A 24,642-nucleotide genomic window follows, 5' to 3' on the forward strand; every position below is an offset into this window, starting at 1 on the left:
GCTTATGAAGACATTACTAACATCGATGTGTATTAATCAATGGGGAGCAGGTCAGGGGACTGTATATAGAGATCACAACGACCGTGACGTAACGAACCACTATCGACACCTGGTTCAAGTGTGCGATGACGCTTCCTTGTGGAAAATTCTTCTAAGGCATGCCAGTTTTTGAGAGTCCATGCCGCACCAGCCAATACACTTAGCGAAGCCCTTTCATTGTACCACCAAGGATTATCTAGCTCATTGGCAGAGGTATAACGTACGATTGCTTTAATCCAAGCGCTCAGAAGTATTTCAAGATCCTGGTCACCTCCCAGAACCTCTATCCCTTTAATTGTTTTCGCTTTGCTCACTGTCCAGCACCTAATCTAAAGGGAAAAATACTATCATTCGCGGAAAAACTACAATCGCATAATTATCACTACTGACAATGAAGCCAAATTCTAAAATCGCGAATAATCTGCCTCGGTGAGTAAAAAACACTACGTTTTTGCCAATGTCCATTTCTGGCACGGAGCGGACGGGGCGTTGCGCTGAGGAACTGCTTTGAGCGAAAAGCTGCCGTTCAGGCTCAAATTAAGCCTGAGGTTAAGGATCATTTACCGCCGCTGGAAGACCAAAACCCGTCACGACGAAGCGAAGTATTTGCTGGCACTGGAAGAACAAAAATCACCCTTACTTAGCCATAAAAAGCTTGTCGAATGCCTCTGGGCGTGAAGCGGACGCTCATTGTTTACATAATCTTGGCAGTGCCTTTCTTGTGCCGATCAATAGTATTCTAAATTGATAAATATAGAGCCCGACTACTGATGATTTGGGCTCTATATTTCATCTATAAGTACATCATTTCAGCTTAGTCTTTTTCGGCTAAGGGAAGTGGTGGTAGTCCTAGTTCTTCGAGGAATGTGTTATGAGTGAGCGTTGCTCTCTTAATTCTATCTTCCAATAATACCAACGCACTGTGGACATCTTTTAGATCTATTCTTTTTTCAGCCTGTGCTGTACTGACATAACGTGAAATATTAAGATTGAAGCCTTTTTTCTCAATCTCTTCCATAGACACACGACGGGAATATCGCTCTTCTTCCTTTCGGAATTGGTAGGTGTCGATGATTTTTTCTATATCGCCCAACTCTCCATTAGGCATTTCATCAGTTCTTCGAAGGTAATTCTGACGTTTTCCTTTCTCGAAGTTTTCTGCGGCGTTGATAAACAACACATCATCTGACTTCTTACAGCGTTTGAGCACTAGAATGCAAACAGGTATGCCTGTTGAGAAAAACAGGTTTGCAGGAAGGCCAATAACGGTATCTATATGCCCATCTTTTAATAACTTGGTACGAATACGCTCTTCCGCACCACCACGGAATAAAACACCGTGTGGCAGAATAATCGCCATAACCCCGTCATCACTGAGGAAGTGGAAACCATGCAGAAGGAAGGCAAAATCAGCCGCAGATTTAGGAGCAAGACCATAGTTCTTGAAGCGAAAATCTTCACCTAATGCCTCGGTCGGTTCCCAGCGCAAACTGAAAGGTGGATTAGCGACGATGGCGTCGAACTGTATTTTTTTAGCAGGATTCATCTCATTGAGAATATCCCAATCATTATCTAACGTATCACCGTGATGAATTTCAAACTCGGTATCTTTTACCCCATGCAACAGCATGTTCATGCGTGCAAGGTTATAGGTAGTAATATTTTTCTCTTGGCCAAATATTTTACCTACAGAGCCCCCTTCAGCGCTTGACCTGTTTCGTACATTCAATAGTAAAGAGCCTGAGCCACAGGCGAAGTCCATAACTTGTTTAATTTTTTTCTTTGAACCAGTCGTTGGGTCCTGGCTGTCTAATGTGACAATTGCTGACAAGATGGTAGAAACTTGTTGAGGCGTATAAAACTCACCAGCTTTTTTTCCTGAACCTGCTGCAAACTGACCAATCAAGTATTCGTAGGCATCACCCAGATCGTCCCTTGCATTACTAAAACCAGAAATACCTTCGGCGATTTTTTGAATAATGGTACAGAGCTTGGCATTACGATCAGCAGGTTTTTTGCCGAGCTTTTCAGAGTGTAGGTTTATTTCCGAGAACAAGCCCTGGAATGTGCTGTTGAAAGATTTCTCTTCAATATATTTGAACCCTTTCCATAGTGTATCCAGCAAATCCGTATGCTGAGTACGTGCCATTTCGGCCACGCTGCTCCACAGAAACGCAGGTTCAATAACATAATGTGTTTTAAGACGCATCTGCTTTTCAAAATCGGCAATATCAGCTTGATTGTTCTGATACCAGATTGCTAGCGGTGCGCGACGATCATCATTCTTCGGTTCGGGGTAATCACCGCCCAATTCCTTCTTAGCGGCCTGTTCGTAGTTATCGGACAGATAACGCAAGAATAGAAAAGATAGCATGTAGTCGCGGAAGTCATCGGCATTCATCGCGCCGCGTAGTTGATCAGCAATGTCCCAGAGGGTTTTACCAAGCTGATTAAGTTGTTCTTTGGTCATGTTAGTCATCTACCTTTAGGCATGGATATCGGGCAAATCGAAGGCGTATCGCTCCAGAAACCCATTCAGAATGCTGTTGAAAAGTTGCTTGTTGTCTTCGGTAAGTTCTTTAGGATCAAACAATGAGTAATCCCCATGACTTAACAAGTTTAGGGCTCGTGAGAAAAGCACCTCATCATCAATGCCGTGAATACAACCAGAAAAGTCCTTAAAACCGAAAAATGCGGAGGTTTTTTCTAACACGCCTCGTAACACATTAAAATGGTTTGTATAGAGCCTACCCGCATCTGCGGCTTTCTTTAGTTCACTGAGCATGGCCACATGATGGAAAAATGGCGTATCTGTTGTGGATTGAAGGCTATAACCGTCACCATTACGGCTATATATGAAGTAGGACTTATGCGACTGCTTCTTTAACTCATTACACATAACGTTAAAAAACAGGCTGTGGTGTGACGATATTACTGTTTTCACTTTGCCGATTGAGCGTTTTAAGAGCTTCGCTAGATCAGAGCCTATGGCAATGGCATTGTTGTCATCTAACGAAGATATAGGATCGTCGATATAGAAATATTTCACCCAGTTGTAGGCTTCTGCTCCATCAATCACCAATTCGCAAATAGCCAAGAACACACACCAGATAAAGATATTCTCTTCACCGCGCGAAATCTTGATATTGTCCTGAACAATAGTTTCAGGTTCTTCGGACTCAGGGCGATAACGCGGATTCTTTACCAGCTTGCTGAAGCTAACATTCCAGTTATCGTAGTCGACTTTAAAGTTGAAGTTACTGTAGCGCGCCAGATAGGTGAAGATCTTTTCTTCAAGAGCTAGCTCTTTGAAGCCTTCAAAAAACTTGGAGTCTGAATTGATCTGCAACACCCTGTTCGCATCGCCCGCAAGGTCGTTATCCCAATGAAACAAATCCTCAGTAAACGCATTGAAGTAAAGGGTGTCTCGGTCTTGGCCACGTTTACGTTTGCCCGCGTTTTTAAACTCCATTGATAGACGTGTTTTCCCCGTACCGTTATAGGCATATAACAGTACAACGTCGACGCCGCCATTGTCACTTTGTCGCAGGTCATCCCTGATAAGCTCAACTACTTTATGGAGGTTGTTACGGTTTCGAATTTTTGGCTTGTTGCTCATAAGTCAGCCTCATCCATGGCAGGAAATAGCTTTTGCATCAGGCCTTTTTTATGATCTTTTAAAAAATGAAGTTTTTGAGATTGTTTATCTACCATCACGGTAAGCTCGCCAATAACTTGCGCAATTTTTCTCTGTTCATCTAAGGAAGGAAAAGGGATTTCAATCCGCAAAAAATCACTAAAATGAACCCTTCTTTTCTCTAAAAGAGAACCTGTCGCAACATTGTTATAATGCGTAATCATCCCTGCCGACTTAAAATACATTTCGCAAAATTTCGCGTCTACAGTGTCGTCACAATAGAATATGTTATAGTACTTTGATACTGCCACATCCTCTGAGCCTGAATGCATTGCAATCGCACCAAAGCGCAGATTCATCGGGTTATAGGCAAAATCAAAAGGCTTAACTAATTTGTACGCCTCTGATTCGTTCTTAACTAGAAAAGATCGTTCATACCTTTCCGTTTTTGGAGATACACCATCTTCAATTGTTAAACTGTATAATGGTACTTTCTCGACAGGAATTTGGCTTCGCTCACGCAAAAAATTGCCTAAAACTCTAGGTTTCCACTTCCTATCACCCCGGAAATCCGGAAAACGCTGCTTAGGTAAAAATTCATCATCGACAGGAAAGAGTTGTTGCATCAATCCTTTTCTATGGGATATGCAAGCATCGAGTTTTTGAGTATACAGCGTGATTAGATCGTCGATGGAGGCAAGAAAATCAGCAATTTTTTGCTGTTCCTTATCTCCAGGATTAAGAACAGGCATTGCCATGAATTCACTGTTAGAAATACTTATACGATCATGGCGTGCACCACTATTCGAGACCGTCTGTAAATAGCCATGCCATCTGGAAGACTTAAAAAACTGCTCGAAGAAATCATTTTTTTTGCTATTGAACCTAAAGATCGTATAAAGCGGTGACATAACTCCTTTGCCCACTTTATTCTTCGAGATTGGCCCTACCGGTGCGGCAGAGGATATTCTCGGGTTATAGACGTAGTCGCCTTCATCAACTATGTAGTAACTTTCTAGATTCCCTTTAACCGCAATATCTTTATCGAAATAGTCTCGCTGATCTACAATCCCATCGATCGCAGAATTAGTCAGCACACGGGTGATTTTTTCTCCTTTGTTCTTACTTGTTAATCGTTTTGCCACTGCATTCAACTTCACGCATGACCAGTTAGGCTCCTTCTCAAACTCAGGAAACCGTAATTCAGGAACCAATCCTTTCTTTTGCTTATTCATACGCATCTAATCCCGATATTTCACGCCCATCGGCCTGTTTTTGTAGGTAAGGTACTAAATCCTCCATCAAGGCCAGCTCTGCCAACCGACGCGTTTTCCAACCCAACTCCAAGGGGGCAAGTAGGTCTGTTAGCTGTTCGCCATCAAAAATCATGCGATCCAGAATACCATCCACGAAAGCTTGCAGCGATTGGGGTTGCAGCCCATGCTTCTCGGCCATTTGCGTTAATGCCTGCGTTGCTATCTGGACTTTAAAATCTTGGTAGCCTTCGCGGATTTGCTTTTCACTTAGCGCTTCACCAGCCTTGAGGCTATTGATGTAGGCAATAATATCCTCACGCTCTTCCATCAAGTTAGCATTGGCGCTGATCAGGTCAATCAGCTCCTGGCGCGTCATCTTTTGCTTGCCAGTTTTCTGCGTGGATTTGGCAATCAGCCCCATGATGTAGTCATAGTCGATAATGCTGGAGGCAAAAAGCACTAGATCAAACTCAAGCTGCTCCACCGATTCTTCGTTGTCATCACTTTTACCTTGTTTACGCTTTAGCTCCATAGCTGTGTCGAGGTAAATAGCTTTAAAGCCCCGCAGAGTATCTGTTGGCAGTTTTTGTTCTATGGCGGCTTTGCTTTCTTCGTCTAGTTCAGTGTATTGCTCTAGCTGGGTTTTCAGCTTCTGCACTTCCTTAAAATGGTTGATAAACTCGGCCTTGGCCGTATCGCCTTTCAGGTTGTGCACCTCAGATGGCTCGCAGCTTAAGCCTTTGGACTCCATAAAGGTTTTCAATTCGTCCACCTTTTTCTGGAATGTCTCAACCACTTTGGATGCTGGATCGACCAGCCAGATTTCTCGGGCTTTATCTTTCGCACCACCAGAAAACAGCTCAATTGCTGCGTTCACTTCGTTTTCCTGATAACGGAAGTCCAGAATGTTGCCCCACGGTTTTGTGTCATTGAGCACACGATTGGTACGCGAGAATGTCTGGATAAGGCCGTGATGCTTCAGGTTTTTATCCACATAAAGAGTATTGAGGTATTTTGAGTCAAAACCGGTTAACAGCATGTCCACCACAATGGTGATGTCGATTTTGTTTTTACGAGGGTAATCAGTATTGCTGTACTTTTGGTCTTTAATGCGCTGCTGCACATCCTGATAGTAAAGGTCAAATTCGTTAATGGTGTGATTGGTGCCGTATTGCGCGTTATAGTCGGCAATAATCGCCATCAGGGCTGCCTTTTTCTTTTCGGGCTCTACCTGGTTGTCGGCACTTTCTTGGGGCAGGTCTTCCTGAAGCTGCTTAATGTCTGCAGCATTCTTGTTGCTGTTTACACTACCATTGCCGTTACCATCGTTCTCTTTAGCGATCTGGGCCGGTGGTGAGAATACACAGGCGATATTTAATGGCTCGAAATTTTCGTCTTCAGACTGCTTTTGTGCTTGAAGCGTTTTAAATTGCTCAAAGTACTCGATGGCGTGATTGATCGATGCTGTTGCTAACACGGCATTAAAGCGGCGCTGATTTGTGGCGCTATCGTGTTTTTCGAGAATGGCTTTTATTACCGCTTCAGGTGGTGGTAGTTCTTTTTTCTTAGGCTTGGTTTGACCACCTTTACCATCGTCTTTCCCATAATAGTCAATGTGGAAACTCAGTACGTTTTTGTCCTCAATGGCGTGGGTGATGGTATAGGCGTGTAGCTCTTTTTCGAAAATATCTTCCGTGGTTTTGAAAGAGGCCAGGTTGCCATCTACTTGCTGATAGCTTGAATTTTCGTCAAAGATAGGTGTGCCGGTAAAACCAAATAACTGAGCTTTGGGGAAAAATTCTTTAATGGCTTTATGGTTCTCACCAAATTGAGAGCGGTGACATTCGTCGAAGATAAATACCACGCGCTTATCACGCAGCGGCTCCAAACGCTCTTTATATGTCTGTTTGCCATTTTTCTGCTGAGCCTTGTTGCGTTTGCTATTTTCATCCAAGGCCAGACCAAGCTTTTGAATGGTAGTGACAATCACTTTATCGGCATAGTCTTCCGATAACATGCGGCGTACAAGCGTTTCGGTGTTGGTGTTTTGCTCTACACATCCTTCTTGGAATTTGTTGAATTCCTCTCGCGTTTGGCGATCCAGATCTTTGCGATCGACCACAAATAAACATTTTTCAATATCGGGATTATCTTTCAATAGCGTAGAGGCTTTGAATGATGTGAGTGTTTTACCAGAGCCTGTGGTATGCCAGATATAGCCATTACCACGGTTCTGGTGAATAGCATCCACAATAGCTTTAACGGCATAGATTTGATACGGGCGCATGATGAGCATTTTTTGCTCGCTCTGCACTAGTACCATATAGCGGCTAATCAATTGACCCAAGGTACACTTTGACAAGAAGTCATCAGCAAATTCATGCAAATGAGCAATTTTCTTGTTGTTCTTATCTGCGTGCTGATAAATCGGCAGAAAACGCTCATCGGCATTAAAGCTGAAGTGCTCTTTGCGATTATTGGCGAAATAGCGCGTATCGTTACCATTACTGACGATAAATAACTGCATAAAGCAGAGTAGAGTATTGGTGTAGCCATTGCCAATGTCGTTTTTATACTCAACAATTTGCTCCATCGCTCTGCGAGGACTGATCTGTAGCGACTTAAGCTCAATCTGTACCAATGGTAGGCCATTGAGTAGTAGAATTACGTCATAGCGATGGTGACTGTTATCTGTGTTGATACGAAGTTGGCTAATTACTTCAAAGTCGTTTTTACACCAGTCTTTAAGATTAACCAGCATGTATTCCAACGGAGTGCCATCTTCACGGGTAAATTTCCCCTTTTCACGCAGCGCTTGAGCTGCCAAAAAGACATCCGCTGTGATGATCTCTTCACGAAGGCGGTTGAATTCTGCATCGGATAGGTTGACTCGGTTCAAAGCTTCGAACTTCTTACGGAAGTTCTGCTCCAAGCTAGCCTTGTCGCGAACGTCGTTACGGTAGGTGTATTTGAGGTCTTGCAGCTTGGCGATTAAACCTTGCTCAATTAGTTGTTCTTTAGTCATTGGTTACGCCTAATGATTTTGACACGTCGCTGGCATAGGGGGTCTCTACAGGTGCCACGCTATTCATCCGTGAATTCAAGTATATCCGCCACTTCGCAAGCAAAGAGCTGACAGAGCTTATCCAATGCCTCAATGTCTATTTTTTGAGCTGTCTCCCTGTACATTAGGGTCACTGTATTGCGGCTAAGCCCTGTTTCTCGTAAAACGTCGGAAATCTTCATTTTCCGCTCTCCCATCAGGCGGGCGAGATGGCAACGTATCATATCTGTGCTCGGGGTTGGCGCTATTTAAACTGATGTTAACCTTTTAAACTGTAAAAATTCAATTTAATCTTGAATTTTTATTGGTTGGGATGATTTTTAAACAGAAACTGGTCGAGGATGAGCTTTCACATGTGAAAGTAGGAATGTCACAGCTTGAAACCGTGGCTTGAGCTGTCTGGTAGTTCAACATGAACTTGGATTTTTCCTCCACATGATTCAACAATTTGTTTGAACTGCCGTAGACTATCGACCGTACAGCTATCAATTTGGCAACTTGCATCAGCAAAGCAGAATTTTCAAAATCGCCAACTGGCGTATCTACAACAGAGCCCTGATTAATCGGAGCGACATCACTTTCTTGCTGGGCGATGAGGCCATTCAGAGCTGGTATGTGTCAGCAACGCCTTCTTCACGGGGACGACCTCAGCGTTACTCGCTCTGGCATAGATACCTCGCGGTACGTTTTAGTTCTTACGTCCGCTTCACGCCCTGAGACATTCAGAACCATCACGGACGGGACAGAACTACTGTGGCCTGGACAGTCAGGTGGTTCTGTCCATTACCGGCACCCCGCAAGCTGCAGCCAGTTGCAAAGTCGCCTGCGGCGGTGTCAGTCTGGAACAGTTTGAAAACCAGAATCGCGCTTAGAGCTGCGTCCACATTACGTGGGTAAGATCGTAAGCGTTGTCTCAGTACCGTCTGGCTCAGAAACCATGATCCTGTAACTTAAGTTCCCACTTATTTTGCAGGTGGACACCTAATGCGCGCCAAAGAACGACTCCTCCGGAAACACTATTCCCCTGAATTTAAAATGGAACTGGTCAGGCTGGCCCTTGAAGAAGAAGGAAGTGTTGCTGCACTAGCCTGACAACATGACGTCAATGACAACCTGCTCTTTAAATGGATAAGACTCTGGCAACGTGACCTCGTTGGCGATGGCACAAATTTGACGGTGTAGCTCTGCACGCTATTGAAGGATTGTCATCTTTTATCCTGTGATTGGTTCTTAGCATCTTCGGCTAACGCGATTCGATCTCAATTTCTTGGTATCGAAAGCCCCGGTCTAATGATATCAGGGGTATAGCGCAATTTACGTCGTGATTTCTGATAACAGGTAAGAAGCATTTTTTCGTTGCTTTAGGATGGATTGCTTTCGCTAGTACAGGCTCGTACGCCTGCCTTCAACAGACTTTTAGATTGTAACATAATGATCTATATATTTTATTTTTTATGTACTATATTACAGTTAAAAGCCAATATCATGCCAAATTATAATATTTGCGGTAAAATATTACGATTAATGAAGTAATATATCGTACTATAGTTATCATCCTGATAACGTGGATTTACCGTATGAAAAGTAATTATAGTCAGCTCAGTTGGGGGGAGCCCCCATCCCAAAAGGACCGGAGCATTTTGGCGAGCGTCTCAAAGCTGTGATCGGAAAGCAGTCTGTCGCCTCTTTTGCCAGGGATTGCGGAGTCTCCGAAGCATCCATAAGGAAATACCTTAAAACCGGTACGGTGCCAGGTATCGACAGTGTGGCTACAATTGCCGCATACACAGGCCGTTCTTTGACCTGGCTTATTACGGGGGAAGGCGACCCCTTTACGGACAATGCTAAGCAGGAACGCCTTTCAGAAGAAGATATCAAAAAATGGTGGAGCCTGATTTTCGACGCTTTGGACGCTGAGAATAAAACCAAAATTATCCAGGCTTTTCAGCAGGGTGGGTTGAGTGCGGTATTTAACCCTTCACTGACTACCAGTAAGCCCGCCACACAACGGGGGAAGTGAGAAGACATCGAAGATTCAGTCTGTGAGCGTATTCCTGACTGTTTTGATGATGAGCTCATGGGAAGTTGGCCAGTATGGGTAACAGCTTCAGGATGGCTTACCGGTTGCCTGATAGCGTTATCTGAGCTGTCGCTTTATTCCCCGAATTCGATTTACCTTCCGGCTGGTTATAATTCCAGCTCCAGCCTCCTCTGCTGATGCTGTATATCCCCGTTTTGCAGGTCTTACAATGTTTCTTCCCTTGAGAGTGAGTATTGCACCAGACACAGAACCAGTGCGTGACCGGGCTGACGGTATCCATGCTGTCAACCAGCGCGCGTAATCATTGAAGAAAAGCCTGTCTCCTGATTTCTGCCCGAATGTAAGCGCATTTTGACAGCTCAGCTTTAGTGATTTCAGTGGGCGGAAGATGTTCAAACCAGGCATTTTCACCGATGATGTTGTCCTGCAGTCTTACCGGACAATGGCAATCAGGACAGAACCACTGATTGTCGGCCCTGGGCTGAACTTCTTTTGCAGGAACGTAATGATTGTCATCGTCGAGTGCCAGATACTGCTTTACCCGCAATATGCTTATCTTGAGCATGGCTATGATTCCTTTTGGTTTCATACAGATGAGACAGCGATGAGTCAGTACGAAGTCCACCAGACATGCTGTTTTACGATTCAACGACGTGGCCGCAGGAGATGCATAAATGCCCGGTGCCTTTCTGTTGGTATTTTCGATATGCGCTGTATGCGTTTCTGACAGATTTTCTTTTTAAGATGGGAACTGACTGGTTTTACAGTAGAAAGCTTTACTGGGGACTGTAGAGGCAACTTGAGTCAACTTATCAAGTTTATTCACAGCCATGTTATTGCCGTGACTGGTTGATGCGGTTTTGAACCCATGCTTCCACTTCGCTTTGCATCCATCGTGAGCTACGACCTAGTTTTATAGGCTTCGGAAACTCCCCATCTTTAATCAGCTTGTAGAACCATTTATCGGTTAAGCCCGTAAAGCTGGTGATGAATGCCATATCGACCATCTTGTCGTTAAGCAGGCTGGTGGTGTTGTTCTGAGTGGTCATGATGACTGTTTCCATATGCATGTTGAGAGATATGGAGAAACGCCTGTACTGGTGATGGTTAACCGTTGACGCATTCTCCTTCTCAACATCCAGACGGCAGTAATAAAATAATTTATTCCCGTTACCTTACTGAGCAGCCAAAGTTACGCTGACCATCCGTATTATCTTTGCTGTACTCTTTAGCCATATACATCGCTCTTGAGGTTAAATCTTCGAAATTGTCCTCGAAGTTGCTGTTATTACGGTTTAACTGGTAAAAGCCACTTGGTGGGATGTGAATCAGTCCCACATACTTGTTTTCCGCATATTCTCGTTTGATTGCCCGTATCCATGCCCGAACAACCATATTAAAAACACTATGGTTGAATGCATTGTCAGGATCTTGTTTAATCTTCCCCGGCCACGCATAGGCGTCTTTGTTGAGCAAAAGTAATACGTGATAATGCTTCTTGCTCCCTTCCTGATTAAATTCCCGTACCCATACAAATCTCATGTTGCACGTCAGCGTTTTCTTACCCGCTTTTCTCTTACGTTTAATATCCGCTTTGATTTGTGCTTTTACCGAGTTGATGAAACGGGTTATGACCTCAGAGCCTGTATAACACTGTGTAGGGCAATCTGGACGCTCTTCTTCGTCAGGGAAGCGCAGATCGACTCTTATTGCCAATAGACGGGGATACTGTTTTAACGTTCTGTCGATTGTTCTGGTAATACCGTGAACATAGTTATGATTCAGTTCCCCATACCGACTTTGGCTCTTGATGCTCATTATGTGGTGCCCTTAGCTGATTGAACTCAGTTCATCGGATACCTGGTAATGATTTAAGGAATGATGATCTCTTCCTACCCCTTTTTCTGGCTCTCCCCTAAGGGGATGGTTACGGGTACTCATATCCCCTCATGTAGATCTACTTCCGTATGTCTTTGTTGCTTATTGATATCTACGTCTACTACATCTACGCCCATTATTAACAATACGAAGGAATAGAGGGGAAAAGGAAGGTGTTCTCAATAGAAGAAAGAAAGCTCAAAAACGAAGGAAAACAGCTACCAAAACCGACTGAAATCGCTCTCTAGTTACTCTGAGAAAATCTGGTCATTTACGAACATCTGGGGATGGTACTCAAAACTGATTATCTGCAAACCGCGTGCTCTGTAGTATTTTTTTACCCTAATGTACAGACGCATTAGGCGCATTCGGAAGCTGCAATTACAGGATTCTTTTGACATGTATCTGTAACTAAGTTATTGATTATCCGCAATAACATAAAAATAGCATCACCATAAAAATAGTATATACTAGGATCTGCACTAACTTGACAGGTGGTTTTATGATTAACAAAAGACTTTCAGTTCACTTTTCATCATTAGCAATGAAACAAAAAATAATAGAACTTGCAGAAATAAATAACTTGTCAGCATCAAAGCTAGTCGAAGATCTAGTTTCATTTAGGTTGTATGACTCGGATTATTCCAAGGAGCTTCTTAAGAAGTTAGAGGAAGGTAATTATGTTAAAAATAGAAATATGCTTCCTAGCGATGGGTTTGAGTCCGCTATAAAAAGAAGCAAATTTAGATTTAATGTGTCTACAGCGGAAGTTACAGATATTTTAAGGGGATCTTTTGTCACAGAGGTTCGTAGTGGCGATATTGATGGTTTTGAGAACGATAAAATTAAATATGATAAGCTAACCAAAACAATTTTTAAATGTGTTCGTGAATATATAGAAACGCAAAGCACTATAAATTGGATTGATAATGGGTATTCATCATTTAATTCAAATCTCACTCTTGTATTTATTAATGATGTTAATGTTAGTTTTGTATACTACCCACAAAGTGATTATCTACATATAGATTTTATTAGCAAATATGTCCACACTATTCCTTTCGTTTTTGATGAAAAAAATAATAATGAGTTTGTGCGCTATCTTGACTTTGACTATATCCGATTTAAAACATTTAAAAGCTATGCTGAAGATGGCTGGGATAGAAGGAAGCACTCACATCTTATTTATATTGATCGTGCTTCCAATTCAAAATCTGGTGGTTTTTTTATTGGGATTAAGTATGAAGATAATGGCCTTTTTAAAAGTGATGAGGAAAAAAGTCGCGCGGAACTATTTGATACTGAAACGAAGATATTTTTCGCACACAGAGCTTTTAAACTAAAAAAATATCAAATAAAGGACGATAAAGACCCTTATATCCCTAACCTTTTGGATGGCTTTCAATATGGCATTGAAAAAGCAAAAAAACGATACAATCATGAATGATTCGTTTTAGTAGAGAGTTAAGAAATTAAAGAGTGTATTAATCACATGCATAAAAAATGAGACATATATAATCAATGTGAGTTAAGCAGTTTTTTATTTATCAAATAAAATCATGATAGTTACTGAAGGCCATACCCTCGCGGGTATGGCCTTTTCTGTTAATGGTGCGAAGAAGGAGTTTTCTTATGAAATTAATTAGCCGTTTTGGTCGAGTGAATCAGATTCGCCGCGACCGTCCTTTAACTCGCGAGGAGCTCATTAGTCACGTTCCCAGCGTGTTTAGCGGAGAAAAGCATGAATCCCGCAGCGAGCGGTACACGTACATCCCGACAATTACCCTTCTTGATAACCTGCAACGTGAAGGTTTTCAGCCGTTCTTTGCGTGTCAGACTCGCGTTCGTGACCTGAGTAAGCGCGAGCATACCAAACATATGCTGCGGTTACGCCGGGAAGGCCAGATTACGGGTAAGCAAGTGCCGGAGATCATTCTTCTTAACAGCCATGACGGTTCGAGCAGCTATCAAATGTTACCTGGGATTTTCAGGGCTGTATGTCAGAACGGGTTAATTTGCGGTGAGTCCTTTGGTGAAGTGCGTGTCCCACATAAAGGAGATGTTGTTGAGAAAGTCATTGAAGGTGCCTATGAGGTTCTCAGCGTCTTTGACCGGGTGGAAGAGAAACGCGACGCCATGCAGTCCCTGCAACTACCGTCACCCGCACAACATGCACTGGCTAAAGCGGCGCTGACATACCGTTTTGGGGAAGAGTACCAGCCAGTGACTGAATCGCAAATCCTTGCCCCCCGCCGCTGGCAGGACGAGAGCGATGACCTGTGGACCACTTACCAGCGCATTCAGGAAAACCTGCTGAAAGGCGGGCTAAGTGGCCGTACCGCGCAGGGTAAACGTACCCACACCCGAGCAGTAAACGGGATTGATGGCGACGTTAAGTTAAACCGTGCGCTCTGGGTGATGGCAGAGAACATGATGAACCTGTTGGGCAGGTAATAACCCGCGCCCAGTCACCGAAATCAATCCCCGGTCCGACACTTCCATTCAACATATTCATGCATAAGGAAAAATTAACATGACCGCCATGATTAATATTAACGATAACAATCAGCTACCTCTGAAGGCTATAGATGACGGTTCTGCACCGGCGCTGACAGCCACGCCCGTACCGGACGAACAGCGTGTGGAATTCTGGCCGCAGCACTTTGGCAACATCCCGCAGTGGATAACCCTTGAACCGCAGGTCTTTGCGTGGATGGACCGGTTCTGCGCTGACTACAGCGGCGGTATCTGGGATTTTTATACTCTCAGCAACGGCGGGGCCTTCATGGTTCCGGAAGCGGACAACGATGCCTTATGGTCGCTGTTCAACGCCATGAATGGCAAAGCCGCAGACATGAGCGCCGAAGCAGCCGGGATTGCAGTCTGTCTTGTCGCTTACAGTCATCATGTATGTCGCACAGAATGCGACGCCATGACGGAACACTACTGGCGTCTGCGTGACTATGCACTGAACCACGCAGAATGCAGCTCCATCATGCGCATTATCGACTGAGCATCCCGCCATGCCATATGAACTGTCTCACCTGAATGCCCTGTGGGATGTCCTGGGGAAAACAACGGTCAGGTATGAGGACGGTGATGTTGTGACCGACGAACCCTTCCTGCATTTCCCGGCAGGTACGCCTCTCTTCCATATCTGGGCATGGTTCGAATCCCTGCACGACGAGTTCGCCGTTGCCGTGAAGTTGTACAACACATCCCCTCCCGACACGTCAACAGACAGGAAAAGCAAATGAATACCACCACTTGCGCCCCCGACAGCAGGGGGATATCTCCCGCCTCACAGCGAACCATCAGACGCGCACTGACCCTACTGGAACGTCAGTTACGCGAGCCCGGCGCGGCATTCACCTCCAGCCATGCAGTCCGAGACTGGCTGCGTCTGCAGCTCGCCACACTGGACCGCGAAGCCTTCACCGTCCTGTGGCTGGATAATCAGCATCGCCTGATAGCCCACGACACGCTGTTCCTCGGGACGATCAACTCTATCACTGTACATCCACGTGAGGTCGTTAAATCCGGTCTGAAAAATAATGCCGCTGCTGTCGTTCTTGCGCATAACCACCCGTCGGGTGAGGCTGAACCGAGTAATGCCGACAGGCTGATTACAGAACGTCTGAAACAGGCGCTGGAACTGGTTGATATTCGCCTGCTGGATCACCTGGTAGTTGGCGGCATGGATATCGTTTCGTTCGCTGAACGCGGCTGGTTATAGGGAATAAATAGCGATGAAAATTATCAGTAAACGTCAGGCGATGACGATATACCGTCAGCACCCGCAGTCCCGGTTGTTTCGCTTCTGCACCGGGAAATACACATGGTCCGGCAGTATCTGCCACTATGCCGGTCGGGAGGTGCAGGATATCAGCGGTGTGCTGGCAGTATTCGCAGAACGCCGTCAGGACCGCAACGGTCCTTATGTCGTATTGCGCAGCGTAACCCTGAATTAACGCACAGTTAAGGATTACTTAAATGCAGAACACAATAAATGTAGCAAACCATGATATTGCTGGACCCTGGTGGGGACTTAAACCCACCGTCACGCCGTGCTTTGGTGCACGGCTCGTACAGGAAGGAAACCACCTGCATTACCTGGCTGACCGCGCCAGCATCTCCGGGACATTCAGCGATGAGGATTTACGCCATCTTGACCAGGCATTTCCGTTGCTGCTCAAACAGCTGGAGCTGATGCTCACCAGCGGCGAGCTTAATCCACGGCACCAGCACTGTGTTTCGCTGTATGCAAAAGGACTGGCCTGTGAAGCGGATACGCTTGGTAGCTGTGGCTACGTTTATCTCGCTATCTATCCCACCCAACGCTAAGTCAATTTCCCAACGAGAAACCTTATGAAAACTCTTCCTGCAAATCAGCGGGGGGCGAAGCCATGCCCGCCGCCAGCGCTTGTCTGGCAAACGTTACTTACATGCCTGCTGGAACAACACTATGGTCTGACGCTGAACGACACGCCGTTCAGTGATGACAGCGTTATTCAGGAGCATATAGACGCCGGTATCAAGTTGGTTGATGCCGTTAACTTTTTGGTGGAAAAGTACGAACTGGTTCGTATCGATCGCAGAGGGTTTAACTGTCAGGAGCAGTCACCTTATCTTCGGGCGGTAGATATTTTACGGGCGAGGCAGGCAACCGGCCTGTTACGGCAAAGCCATCATCCTTCGGCACGCTGAATCTTGCGAGCCGCCTTCCCGATTTACATTCCCGAACTTACTTCCTCTTTTACTCATTGCATAATGCGCCTGCCATTTACGGCGGGCGTGTTTGCTTTTTACGGACAAAATATCATGCAAACAGAAGCTGAAGTGTTAACCGAGCATAATGAGCTAATTTGCTCGACCAGCATTGAGCGTATCGTCACCGGACGCGATGCTGCGCTAAAACAGATTGAGTCGCTGATTCGTCAACTTGATGACGTTTCCCGGCTCACTTCCGGGATTGGCGGCAACGTAGCTAATCATTGGGCGATGCGGCAGGGCCATTCCTTCGACTGCTGGTTGGTGCAGCCTGTAGATAAAGCGATGCCAGTCATCACCCGCAATATCGACCGCAGCATCTGGCGCGATCTGATGTTGAAGTCAGGGATGCTGACGTTAATGGATGCTGAGGCGCGTAGCCAGTGGGCTAAGAACCTCGAAGAGGGTGACCTCCCGGCAATCAGCGCAGCGAATATCCTGAGTACCTTTGAGCAGCTTCATCACAACAAACAGGAGGTCTTCGAGCGTGGCATTATCAATGTGTTCAGGGGATTAAGCTGGGATTACAAAACCAATAACCCCTGTTACTTCGGCAAGAAGATTATCGTTAACAATCTGGTGAAGTACGATAAATGGGGCTACAGCCTGAGCTGGGGCTGGCGGCGTGACCAGATAGCGGATCTGGAGCGCATGTTGTTCCTACTGGATGGTAAAACCATTCCCGATAATCGGCACGATGTGACTATCCGACTGATGAACTTCATTCGCGATAATCCACGACAGCAGGTATTCGAAGATGATCTCTTCACTATTCGCCTTTTCCAAAAGGGCAGTGGTCATATCACGTTTAAGCGTATGGATTTGGTAGAGAAGATGAACGATATCATCGCGAAGCACTATCCGGGAATGCTGGCTGCTAAGTGAGTGTAAAAGATCTTCGCTTTTGGGTAATGGTCTTTCAAATCTTCCACACTTATACCGAACCTTCATCTGAAAACACATAAATGTGTTTTTACGCTTTTTTGTGTTTTAATGCTTGTCATCAATCTCATCAGAAGAGCGATACCATGTTACAGAACAACATCAAACAGCTTCGTACCCAACTGTCGATCACTCAGCGCGAGCTGGCGTATATGGTCGGCACCAGCCAACAGCAAATCCAGCGTATCGAAACCGGAAAGGTCGCAGCAAAGCTAGGCCTTGCACAGGCAATATGCAATGCCCTGGGTAAGCCTTTAAATATCGTATTCCCGGAAAGTGATCAGTTGATTAACGACTTTCACAAGAAGCGCCGTAAAACTGATGAAGATCTTGAGACGATAGCCACAAGCGGTATTGAAATGGATAGCGGTCTCTGGACCGTAAAGTTTTGGCTTCAGGGACAGCAGGACTATTTGTTGTTGCCCATTTCAGCTGCGGATAAGCGGAGGTTTTATTATTATTTTCAGGAAAAAGACGCTCCAAACACAGAGCGCTTCTTCGTTCTTGATTCTTCCGAGTATCGTTATGCGTTAAATATGCGCGAAGTGGTATTTTATCAGTTCCTGTCTGATGGCTTTGCTCCCATCATGAGCGAAGAAGAAGACGACTATGAAGACGATTATTTTAATGTCCATATCACCTTGGTGAACGGTGGCCCTGTGATTCCCCTGAGCGTTGAGCCTGATGCGCCGCAAAACGAAGAGGCGGATGATATCGGTCAGTTGAATGCGTTCTTTGAAAAACTGGACTGCGAGCCTGAAACGACAGATCGTTATATGCTAACCGACGAAGATGGAGAAGATGCTTTTATCCGCATTGGTTCTATTGCCATGGTGCGAGTCGTACTTGACGCGCTGGAGCCTGTGGAAGAAGATGAAGAATAGTTTTTAGCTATCTGTATTCACAGGGAATCGCGTTGAGTATACATGTGAGTATACGCCGTGATCTCTTATTTTTATAAATACATTTATTTCAATTGGTTATGTCATGAATCGCGGTGCGGCCTTCGCACCAAGTGATGTGAAAGGCTACCTTCGGGTGCTTTTGTGTCTGTAATTCTGCAATAGAGTCATATATCTCCTGGCATCTCAATCCAAACCAGTTTGATTCCATCTCTGTCAATTTACTGATATCGGTACATCTGTGGATATTTCTGGTTCGACCACATTTTTACTCGCACAGTGCCCTTTAAAGGAAATTCATCATGGCTCTAAGTGGCGTGAAAATTCGCCAGGCAAAGCCGGAAGAAAATGCCTTTAAGCTCGCTGGCGGTGAAGGCATGATTTAGCTGGTTCATCCTAACGGTTCCAAATATTGGCGGCTTCGTTGTCGCTTTGGTGGTGAAGAGAAGATACTGGCGTTCGATAAATACCCTAAAGTGTTGTTGGCGAGGCCCGCACACGCAGGGATGAAGATCGTAAGCTGTTAGCTAATGACGTCGATTAGAGTGAGAGCAAGAAAAAGATAGAGCAGACCATCACCTCTGACATGCCGCATCTCAGGCGAAAATTCCCATCGTAGGAACTGTGGCACAGTGGGAGCGCCAGGCTGGTATTTACTCTGCCAGCGAGCAGAACGCGCAGAGAGGCTCATTCTGGCGGCCAGGTGGGTGTGAATGCGCAAATATTGAGATGAATCCGTGCGGTTTACCCCGGTTACGGGGTTATTTGATGATCTGCCTGCGGTGGGGTGAGCAGGGCATAGCGTGCCAGCAATTGCTTCAGATGCAGTGCCGTCTGCTCACGCAAGACCGCCTGGACTGGAGCCCCTTCAAGCTGGGTGGCAAGCTGGCGCAATCGCTCTTCGGCGGGAACCGTCTGATTAAATGCCTGAGTAATAGCAAAAATCTGCGATTTCAGCTCACTAACCGTCATGTATTTTCCTTTTTGTTCGTCCAGACCGTTAAGCCGGTTGGTCAGTTGCTGCAGCCGCGTCATCCCCTGTCGCCAGCCCTTCAGACTCTCTGGCGGAGCGGCTGTGGCGATCAAATGCTGCTGCCACTGACGGGTGAGTGCGGCGGTTGCAGGCTGAGCAGGCCACAGATACTGCGCCTGGCGAACGAGAAGGTGGCCGTAGTCCAGCGACCAGGCTGGGGACTGGCGGGACAGGGTGTCCAGCTGTGCCTGTGCCCGTGTAAGCCAGTCGCTGTCGTATTGTCCGGCGCGGGATTTCAGAGCATCAAGACGTGCCGCTGGAAGCGGAGCTGGCAGCGGGGCGACCGTGGCCATTAACGCCTGCTGGTCCGGATCGGTGGTCAGACGGGTGGCCGCCCAGACACTCAGCGTGCCTGCCACCAACATGGTAAGCATGCCGGCAACAAACGGCCGCCACGGTCTGGATGGCGGTTCTGGCATTACGGTAACGCGTGGATCAGAAGGAGGAGGGAGCACCCAGACCAGGCGCCGGGCATGATCACTGGCGTTACCGATGATCGCAGCTGGGGGCAGAACGACGGGGGGGACCGACCTGTTTTCCCACGTATCGCTACTGTTCTCGATCCGGGCAGCACTATGGTGCAATTGCTGGCCCAGGGCATCAAGCCCGGTCTGGTGCTTCAGCTCCAGACGCTGCAGGGAGTCCGTGATTGTTGAGAGGTGTTTTTCTGCCTGATAGATAGCGCCTAAGTCCGAATAGCTCAGTACCTGCATACGCAGGTGTTGCTGAAGGCGCCGGGCGAGTGTGCTCAGGATCTCCACCCGGGTATGGACCGCCTGCGGCCACAGGCTCCCCCACTGCCGGGTGATCAGGGCGTCAAGAATGGCCAGCCCTTCATTCATTCCACGCAAACCAGCAAGCTGTGTTCGTGCCAGCGTGAACCAGGCTGCGCTCTGTAATTCAATGCCGTTGTGTTCAAACAGGCTCAGGCAAAGCGTTTCGGCATAAGACCAGTTAATGTCTGGCCGTGCCGGGTGTGTCAGTTTGTTCAGCTCATCGCGAAGCGCAGCGTAATGAGCATGTGTACGCGGATCGCCACCGGTCCGCAGATGGAATTCGTGAAGATGTGTCACAAGTTACTCCGGGAATAGGAGGAGGGAGACGTCAGATAGCCTGATGTTCCAGATACTGCTGCTGTTTTAAATGTCGCAGCAGGATGCGGCCTTCCGGCATAAATTCGGTACCGTAGCGCACTAGGCCGATGTCTTTCAGTTCGGCATCAATGGCATAGCGCAATTCGCCGGGCTGCGTCTGCTCAAGCAGGATTACGTCAAGACATTTCAGGCGCGGTTCATACTTCAGCAGCACGCCTGACAGAATAGCGATCAGTTGATGCGCGGTGCCGGGCATCCCTTGCAGGATTTTCGTCATATCAGGCAGGCCATAATCCGGCAGGTGCGCTAGCGTGCCTGCCCGGCAGTTTAGTATGCGTTGCAGGTTATCCAGTACAGACAGGATGACCTGCTCCTCTTCATTGAGGTGGTGCAGATCGAGCCCGCCGGCCACGTTGCCGTACAGCATGTCATACAGGGAGGGTCGAGGCATACTATTGGCTCTCGAGGGGTTTCAGCGCTAGCTGGTTATCACCAGCTTCGATCAAGCGGGGTATGTCAGGGTCAAGATCATTGCGGCTGAGTACCAACCGCCAGGTGTTTCGATCCTGGTCCGGAGCAATAAACATGGCCGCTACCGCCACATACTGCGTCGCGTCATCCATTAGCATGTCGACCATTACGGCGCCGCCGGGCAGCAGCCGGATATCTTTCTGCGCGACAACGTCCTCTTCCACGGACTGGCTGTCGTCGGCAAACAGGGAAGGATAGTCCGTACTGTCAAAGGCCTGACGGTCTTTTAGCTGGTATATCCGCAGCACGGTGGACAAGGGGATGCCCCCTGCATTGCGGTTAACGGCTTCGCGCGCGCGAATGTCCAGATGCAGCGTTTTCACCTGTTTATAAAAAACGGACTTGGTCATAGTCACCGTGCTGTCCACCATTTTTTGCGTCAGGCCACAGCCTGACAGCGCCAGGGAAAGCAGTACGACGGCCAGGGCGGGGCCGGTATTACCAGCGGTAATCGCCATCTTCATATGTCTCCTTATGTTGATAATTCTCCTGAACCCGCTGATAACGGCCCAGACTGATGGTCAGCATCCGAGGCACCGATAACGCAGCCTTCGATAGCGGCTTCATTACTGCGGTACGTCCCAGTTGTGAACTGTCATGTGCCGGATGGCAGTTGAGACGTGCATCCGGGAGCAAAGCACGATCCATGCGGAGTTGCAGACGTACATCAAGACGGCTGCCGAGATAGACGTGTAGCAGTGCCAGCAAGTCGGTATGCGACTGCCCGCCAGGCAACCAGCCACGCGCCTCCTGAATCGCTTCTGTAGTGAGTTGCAGCAACACCTGGCCGTTTACATCGGTAGCATGGTCGCCCATTACCGGGCGACCCTTCAGGCTGACCGGCTGGCGTACGCTCATGGTCAACCGGGTTTTCAACGGAATACGGCATCGGTCATGGGGGCTGATCCGGGCCTGTGTTCCGGGTGCCAACAGGCTAACCAGCGAGGTCAGCCCTTCTGCTGTTCGTCCGGGTAGCAACATGACCGGCAACAGAGCCAGAAACCATGATACCGGGCCGGCAATGTTCTGAGCACAGCCCGGTATCCCGAGCCCGGCCAGCCCGAGCAGATACTGCGAGATATTGTCCTGCCCGCCTGCCTCAAAGGTGGCCGGGTACGAGTATTTACGCCAGATGCGGTAATACTGGGCGATAAGGCGGTGGTTGAAAATATCCAAAAAATCCGCCGTCGCTTCATACCCCTCGCGCTGTTGCGTGATGTCATCGATATAGTGAGTGGGTAGTGGGGATTCCACGCCGTAGAGCCCCATAAAAGTGACGCGCACGGTAGGCGGCAGGTGTGAATGCTCCGGGACTTCTGCCCCTTTGATTTCACTCGCCGGAAATCCCATTCCTGGATGCGGCCGGTAGCGCACGGATTCCTGTCTGGCGAGCCAACTACTGCCAGTGACCGGTGCACCGGGCTGGCTCTGCTCCAGTAACTGACCAAAGCGGTAAAAACTGGTGTACGGTAACTGTTCCCGGAACTGCGCGATTAACCGGGCAGACGCAGACTGTGATTCTCTTTCCACCGGAGACCTTTTCCTTCTGGCTGAACAATGAGCGTGAGCTGGTTAAATTGATTCATGTCGGCATACAGGGCCAGGAAACGATTGAGCATCTCCCCGAACAGGTGGACGTCCCCCTCGCCGGTAAAGCCGTTGCCATCAAGTGTTACCTCGATATCGAGGCCCCGTAGCAGAAAACCCCCTTCAAAACGCTGAATCCGGTGGTGTCGTACCGCAAGAATGGCATCAAGACGGCGATTATTTAGCTCATCCTCCCGCCAGTTATAGAGTGCGAGCGTGCTACGCAGCACTTCAGCACTGCTCATCATATTGAGAAAACCGGTACCGAGGTGACTCATTACCCGCCAGTGAAACCGGTCTTCTGCAGGGGGATAGACCGGCAGGGTGGGTTTGCAGAGGTTACGCACGCTTACCCGGGTCTGTAGCGTCTGCTCACAGCGATCGAGCAAGGTGCTCTGGAGCGCCTGCCTGGGCAGTTGGCCGTTAGTGCCAGTGATGCGAAGCGAAACCGTTTCCCGCATTGCCGCCCGGTCGGCCTCCCACTGTTGGCCGCCCAGAATCAGCCAGGTATCGTACATTCCTGTGACGCCCCGCTTCACACGGGTATGATAGTAGCGCTCTGGTGCGTCGCGGCGCAGCATACCGCCCCGGTGACGGAAACTGGTGAAGGGGACATATTCCGCGCTGCCGGTCCGCCCGGATCCTGTCACCGCATCCACGGCATAAATCTCTGTGTGCCCGTCCTGCAGACGTTTGGGACGCAGCAGGTATTCACTATCCAGACCGCTGATGGTCAGCGGATCGGCTTCAAGCGTGAAGAGGTTAATCACTGGTACGCAGTGCAGACACAGGGCGTCCTCTGTTACCGGCAGGTCTGTCGGCCACTGCTCGCTCAGTATCACCTCAATATCAAATCCCTGGATACCCGCCGGCAGGGTAATATTTTCCAGCCCGTTCAGGTGAACGAACATGAACTTCTCGCGAAAGGTGAAATATTCCAGCAGCAACTGATAACCGCTAAAGGCGCTGTCGCCTTTGGGCCACAGGCGGTCTTCTTCCGCAAAGCCTCCGGGCGAAAACCCGCCGTCGAGACGTATCCGTTCAGTCTGTCCAGGCAGCCGCAAGTATAGGGCGGCCTGGCGTTTTGTCATCATCAGGTGCAGGATGCTGCTGACCGGGGTTTCTGCAGCCAGGTAGAGGCAAAGACGGCTCAGGTTAGTCTGAGACCAGTCTGTCTGCATGCTGCAGGCAAAACTAATTCTCAGCAACGAGCGGCCATCTGGCTCTGTCGTCATAGAGACTTTCTCTACCGTCAGCGGATTCAGCGGTATGGCACGGGTGGTACGATAGCGACAAACGGTATTTTTAGGCCCAACGGGCCGGGAGCTAATTTCCAGCCCGGCCGGTACGGTTTCGGCCACTTTCATTGCTGAAAGCTGGGGTGTGAGAGCCACTACCGACAGGGATGGGATGGTCCGCAGGTAGTGGGGCCAGAGCATACTGACCAGACTTTCAGTCAACTCCGGCAGGTCATCATCAATTTTCTGCCGCAACCTGCCCATGGAAAAGGCAAAGCCTTCGAACAGGCGTTCTACATACGGGTCGGGAGTACCGGCTTTATCCAAATCGAGAAGAGCCGCGCGATCCGGGTGGGTCTGCGCGAACTCCTTTCCGGCTTCCCGTAGGTAGCGCATCTCGGCGTCAAAATAACGCAAGGTTAAATCGTCCATAAATATTCGGGTTAATAACGTCTTAAAGAGTTGTTGAGGAGGTTTAAAACACGCTGCGATATTGGGGAAAATGCAGTATCAGCCACAACTGCAAAGGATGTAGTAACGACATTGGTTGCGAATTGCACAGGGTAAAAACGTGTTGAATCTTCGTTGGTATAAAATTCAATGTCATGTTTTTTGTCGTTGTAACGTTGT

General features: G+C 47.6%; 25 protein-coding genes and 3 pseudogenes. 14 read left to right on the forward strand and 14 right to left on the reverse strand.

Features of this window, described 5'->3' with window-relative positions; all coding sequences use genetic code 11:
* Positions 1–32 precede the first annotated feature (32 nt).
* Complete coding sequence (locus RTX30_RS03355) at positions 33–353, reverse strand: hypothetical protein (RefSeq protein WP_312686850.1); 321 nt, start codon at positions 351–353, stop codon at positions 33–35.
* 193 nt (positions 354–546) lie between these two features.
* On the opposite strand from RTX30_RS03355, the gene RTX30_RS03360 reads away from it, so the two are divergent.
* Complete coding sequence (locus tag RTX30_RS03360; protein ID WP_198338009.1) at positions 547–717, forward strand: hypothetical protein; 171 nt, start codon at positions 547–549, stop codon at positions 715–717.
* Between the two features lie 136 nt (positions 718–853).
* Here the strand turns inward: RTX30_RS03360 and RTX30_RS03365 are convergent, their stop codons facing one another.
* Genes RTX30_RS03365 through RTX30_RS03385 form a run of 5 tightly spaced genes read right to left on the reverse strand, consistent with a single transcriptional unit; the run spans position 854 to position 8,220 of the window.
* Positions 854–2,509 carry a type I restriction-modification system subunit M gene (locus RTX30_RS03365; protein ID WP_198337992.1) on the reverse strand — a complete coding sequence of 552 codons (1,656 nt, stop codon included), beginning with the start codon at positions 2,507–2,509 and terminating at the stop codon, positions 854–856.
* A gap of 15 nt (positions 2,510–2,524) precedes the next feature.
* Positions 2,525–3,658, reverse strand: a complete 1,134-nt coding sequence (locus RTX30_RS03370; RefSeq protein ID WP_198337993.1) for an AAA family ATPase — start codon at positions 3,656–3,658, stop codon at positions 2,525–2,527.
* Complete coding sequence (locus RTX30_RS03375) at positions 3,655–4,911, reverse strand: restriction endonuclease subunit S (RefSeq protein ID WP_312686854.1); 1,257 nt, start codon at positions 4,909–4,911, stop codon at positions 3,655–3,657. The genes RTX30_RS03370 and RTX30_RS03375 overlap by 4 nt, the downstream gene beginning before the upstream one ends.
* Positions 4,904–7,957 carry a type I restriction endonuclease subunit R gene (locus RTX30_RS03380; protein ID WP_312686856.1) on the reverse strand — a complete coding sequence of 1,018 codons (3,054 nt, stop codon included), beginning with the start codon at positions 7,955–7,957 and terminating at the stop codon, positions 4,904–4,906. Before RTX30_RS03380 ends, RTX30_RS03375 begins: the two co-directional genes overlap by 8 nt.
* Positions 7,958–8,016: 59 nt before the next feature.
* Positions 8,017–8,220 carry a helix-turn-helix domain-containing protein gene (locus RTX30_RS03385; RefSeq protein ID WP_026027839.1) on the reverse strand — a complete coding sequence of 68 codons (204 nt, stop codon included), beginning with the start codon at positions 8,218–8,220 and terminating at the stop codon, positions 8,017–8,019.
* A gap of 274 nt (positions 8,221–8,494) precedes the next feature.
* Here RTX30_RS03385 and RTX30_RS03390 point away from each other — a divergent pair.
* Together RTX30_RS03390 and RTX30_RS03395 are read left to right on the forward strand one after the other, a co-directional pair.
* Positions 8,495–8,656: pseudogene (locus tag RTX30_RS03390) on the forward strand (hypothetical protein); the annotation flags it as partial.
* 1,000 nt (positions 8,657–9,656) lie between these two features.
* Complete coding sequence (locus tag RTX30_RS03395) at positions 9,657–10,016, forward strand: helix-turn-helix transcriptional regulator (RefSeq protein ID WP_312686858.1); 360 nt, start codon at positions 9,657–9,659, stop codon at positions 10,014–10,016.
* A 97-nt stretch (positions 10,017–10,113) separates the two neighbouring features.
* On the opposite strand, the pseudogene RTX30_RS03400 reads toward RTX30_RS03395, so the two are convergent.
* The 3 genes and pseudogenes from RTX30_RS03400 to RTX30_RS03410 all read right to left on the reverse strand — a co-directional run bounded on the left by RTX30_RS03400 (position 10,114) and on the right by RTX30_RS03410 (position 11,855).
* Positions 10,114–10,626, reverse strand: a pseudogene (locus RTX30_RS03400) (putative zinc ribbon protein).
* A 244-nt stretch (positions 10,627–10,870) separates the two neighbouring features.
* Positions 10,871–11,086, reverse strand: a complete 216-nt coding sequence (locus RTX30_RS03405; protein WP_198337998.1) for an AlpA family transcriptional regulator — start codon at positions 11,084–11,086, stop codon at positions 10,871–10,873.
* Between the two features lie 121 nt (positions 11,087–11,207).
* Entirely contained in the window at positions 11,208–11,855 is a 648-nt protein-coding gene (locus RTX30_RS03410) for an inovirus Gp2 family protein (protein WP_312686862.1), read from the reverse strand.
* A 562-nt stretch (positions 11,856–12,417) separates the two neighbouring features.
* Here RTX30_RS03410 and RTX30_RS03415 point away from each other — a divergent pair.
* The 11 genes and pseudogenes from RTX30_RS03415 to RTX30_RS03465 form a co-directional block, all read left to right on the forward strand.
* The gene (locus tag RTX30_RS03415) at positions 12,418–13,362 is read left to right on the forward strand and encodes a hypothetical protein (RefSeq protein ID WP_312686864.1); all 945 of its coding nucleotides are present in this window, start codon (positions 12,418–12,420) and stop codon (positions 13,360–13,362) included.
* Positions 13,363–13,547: 185 nt separating this feature from the next.
* Positions 13,548–14,369, forward strand: coding sequence for a DUF932 domain-containing protein (locus RTX30_RS03420; protein ID WP_312686866.1), 822 nt, complete (start codon positions 13,548–13,550; stop codon positions 14,367–14,369).
* An 88-nt stretch (positions 14,370–14,457) separates the two neighbouring features.
* On the forward strand, positions 14,458–14,928 hold the full coding sequence (locus RTX30_RS03425) for an antirestriction protein (protein WP_312687460.1): 471 nt from the start codon (positions 14,458–14,460) through the stop codon (positions 14,926–14,928).
* 10 nt (positions 14,929–14,938) lie between these two features.
* A complete protein-coding gene (locus RTX30_RS03430) occupies positions 14,939–15,172 on the forward strand; it encodes a hypothetical protein (RefSeq protein WP_312686868.1) in 234 nt (77 codons plus the stop codon).
* Positions 15,169–15,651 carry a RadC family protein gene (gene radC / locus RTX30_RS03435; RefSeq protein ID WP_312686870.1) on the forward strand — a complete coding sequence of 161 codons (483 nt, stop codon included), beginning with the start codon at positions 15,169–15,171 and terminating at the stop codon, positions 15,649–15,651. Before RTX30_RS03430 ends, radC begins: the two co-directional genes overlap by 4 nt.
* 13 nt (positions 15,652–15,664) lie before the next feature.
* Entirely contained in the window at positions 15,665–15,886 is a 222-nt protein-coding gene (locus tag RTX30_RS03440) for a DUF987 domain-containing protein (RefSeq protein ID WP_061277215.1), read from the forward strand.
* A gap of 22 nt (positions 15,887–15,908) precedes the next feature.
* Positions 15,909–16,259 carry a type IV toxin-antitoxin system YeeU family antitoxin gene (locus tag RTX30_RS03445; protein ID WP_312686875.1) on the forward strand — a complete coding sequence of 117 codons (351 nt, stop codon included), beginning with the start codon at positions 15,909–15,911 and terminating at the stop codon, positions 16,257–16,259.
* Positions 16,260–16,283: 24 nt separating this feature from the next.
* Entirely contained in the window at positions 16,284–16,622 is a 339-nt protein-coding gene (locus RTX30_RS03450) for a TA system toxin CbtA family protein (protein WP_312686877.1), read from the forward strand.
* Between the two features lie 114 nt (positions 16,623–16,736).
* Complete coding sequence (locus RTX30_RS03455; protein ID WP_312686879.1) at positions 16,737–17,570, forward strand: DUF4942 domain-containing protein; 834 nt, start codon at positions 16,737–16,739, stop codon at positions 17,568–17,570.
* A gap of 143 nt (positions 17,571–17,713) precedes the next feature.
* Entirely contained in the window at positions 17,714–18,511 is a 798-nt protein-coding gene (locus tag RTX30_RS03460; protein WP_312686881.1) for a helix-turn-helix transcriptional regulator, read from the forward strand.
* 320 nt (positions 18,512–18,831) lie between these two features.
* Positions 18,832–19,070 (forward strand): annotated as a pseudogene (locus RTX30_RS03465) (Arm DNA-binding domain-containing protein); the annotation flags it as partial.
* Positions 19,071–19,282: 212 nt separating this feature from the next.
* Here RTX30_RS03465 and RTX30_RS03470 read toward each other — a convergent pair.
* From RTX30_RS03470 to tssF, 5 genes are read right to left on the reverse strand one after another with little or no spacing between them, the layout of a single operon-like run.
* Entirely contained in the window at positions 19,283–20,635 is a 1,353-nt protein-coding gene (locus RTX30_RS03470) for a VasL domain-containing protein (protein ID WP_312686883.1), read from the reverse strand.
* A 31-nt stretch (positions 20,636–20,666) separates the two neighbouring features.
* Entirely contained in the window at positions 20,667–21,107 is a 441-nt protein-coding gene (gene tssE / locus RTX30_RS03475; RefSeq protein ID WP_312686884.1) for a type VI secretion system baseplate subunit TssE, read from the reverse strand.
* A gap of 1 nt (position 21,108) precedes the next feature.
* Positions 21,109–21,645, reverse strand: a complete 537-nt coding sequence (gene tssJ, locus RTX30_RS03480) for a type VI secretion system lipoprotein TssJ (RefSeq protein WP_409429793.1) — start codon at positions 21,643–21,645, stop codon at positions 21,109–21,111.
* Complete coding sequence (gene tssG / locus RTX30_RS03485) at positions 21,626–22,717, reverse strand: type VI secretion system baseplate subunit TssG (RefSeq protein WP_312686888.1); 1,092 nt, start codon at positions 22,715–22,717, stop codon at positions 21,626–21,628. The genes tssJ and tssG overlap by 20 nt, the downstream gene beginning before the upstream one ends.
* A complete protein-coding gene (tssF, locus tag RTX30_RS03490) occupies positions 22,681–24,444 on the reverse strand; it encodes a type VI secretion system baseplate subunit TssF (RefSeq protein WP_312686891.1) in 1,764 nt (587 codons plus the stop codon). Before tssF ends, tssG begins: the two co-directional genes overlap by 37 nt.
* Positions 24,445–24,642 lie beyond the last annotated feature (198 nt).

Source organism: Kosakonia sp. (assembly GCF_032052965.1).
In the GTDB taxonomy this organism is placed as follows: domain Bacteria; phylum Pseudomonadota; class Gammaproteobacteria; order Enterobacterales; family Enterobacteriaceae; genus Kosakonia.

Bases quoted from the DNA above. Each gene is read 5' to 3' on its own strand.
- RTX30_RS03375 (WP_312686854.1), bottom strand. From the start codon at position 4,911: ATGAATAAGCAAAAGAAAGGATTGGTTCCTGAATTACGGTTTCCTGAG.
- tssF (WP_312686891.1), bottom strand. From the start codon at position 24,444: ATGGACGATTTAACCTTGCGTTATTTTGACGCCGAGATGCGCTACCTA.
- RTX30_RS03425 (WP_312687460.1), top strand. From the start codon at position 14,458: ATGATTAATATTAACGATAACAATCAGCTACCTCTGAAGGCTATAGAT.
- RTX30_RS03445 (WP_312686875.1), top strand. From the start codon at position 15,909: ATGCAGAACACAATAAATGTAGCAAACCATGATATTGCTGGACCCTGG.
- RTX30_RS03420 (WP_312686866.1), top strand. From the start codon at position 13,548: ATGAAATTAATTAGCCGTTTTGGTCGAGTGAATCAGATTCGCCGCGAC.
- RTX30_RS03385 (WP_026027839.1), bottom strand. From the start codon at position 8,220: ATGATACGTTGCCATCTCGCCCGCCTGATGGGAGAGCGGAAAATGAAG.
- RTX30_RS03450 (WP_312686877.1), top strand. From the start codon at position 16,284: ATGAAAACTCTTCCTGCAAATCAGCGGGGGGCGAAGCCATGCCCGCCG.
- RTX30_RS03405 (WP_198337998.1), bottom strand. From the start codon at position 11,086: ATGACCACTCAGAACAACACCACCAGCCTGCTTAACGACAAGATGGTC.
- RTX30_RS03455 (WP_312686879.1), top strand. From the start codon at position 16,737: ATGCAAACAGAAGCTGAAGTGTTAACCGAGCATAATGAGCTAATTTGC.
- RTX30_RS03365 (WP_198337992.1), bottom strand. From the start codon at position 2,509: ATGACCAAAGAACAACTTAATCAGCTTGGTAAAACCCTCTGGGACATT.
- RTX30_RS03380 (WP_312686856.1), bottom strand. From the start codon at position 7,957: ATGACTAAAGAACAACTAATTGAGCAAGGTTTAATCGCCAAGCTGCAA.
- tssJ (WP_409429793.1), bottom strand. From the start codon at position 21,645: ATGGCGATTACCGCTGGTAATACCGGCCCCGCCCTGGCCGTCGTACTG.
- RTX30_RS03370 (WP_198337993.1), bottom strand. From the start codon at position 3,658: ATGAGCAACAAGCCAAAAATTCGAAACCGTAACAACCTCCATAAAGTA.
- RTX30_RS03415 (WP_312686864.1), top strand. From the start codon at position 12,418: ATGATTAACAAAAGACTTTCAGTTCACTTTTCATCATTAGCAATGAAA.
- RTX30_RS03460 (WP_312686881.1), top strand. From the start codon at position 17,714: ATGTTACAGAACAACATCAAACAGCTTCGTACCCAACTGTCGATCACT.
- RTX30_RS03430 (WP_312686868.1), top strand. From the start codon at position 14,939: ATGCCATATGAACTGTCTCACCTGAATGCCCTGTGGGATGTCCTGGGG.
- tssE (WP_312686884.1), bottom strand. From the start codon at position 21,107: ATGCCTCGACCCTCCCTGTATGACATGCTGTACGGCAACGTGGCCGGC.
- RTX30_RS03440 (WP_061277215.1), top strand. From the start codon at position 15,665: ATGAAAATTATCAGTAAACGTCAGGCGATGACGATATACCGTCAGCAC.
- radC (WP_312686870.1), top strand. From the start codon at position 15,169: ATGAATACCACCACTTGCGCCCCCGACAGCAGGGGGATATCTCCCGCC.
- RTX30_RS03410 (WP_312686862.1), bottom strand. From the start codon at position 11,855: ATGAGCATCAAGAGCCAAAGTCGGTATGGGGAACTGAATCATAACTAT.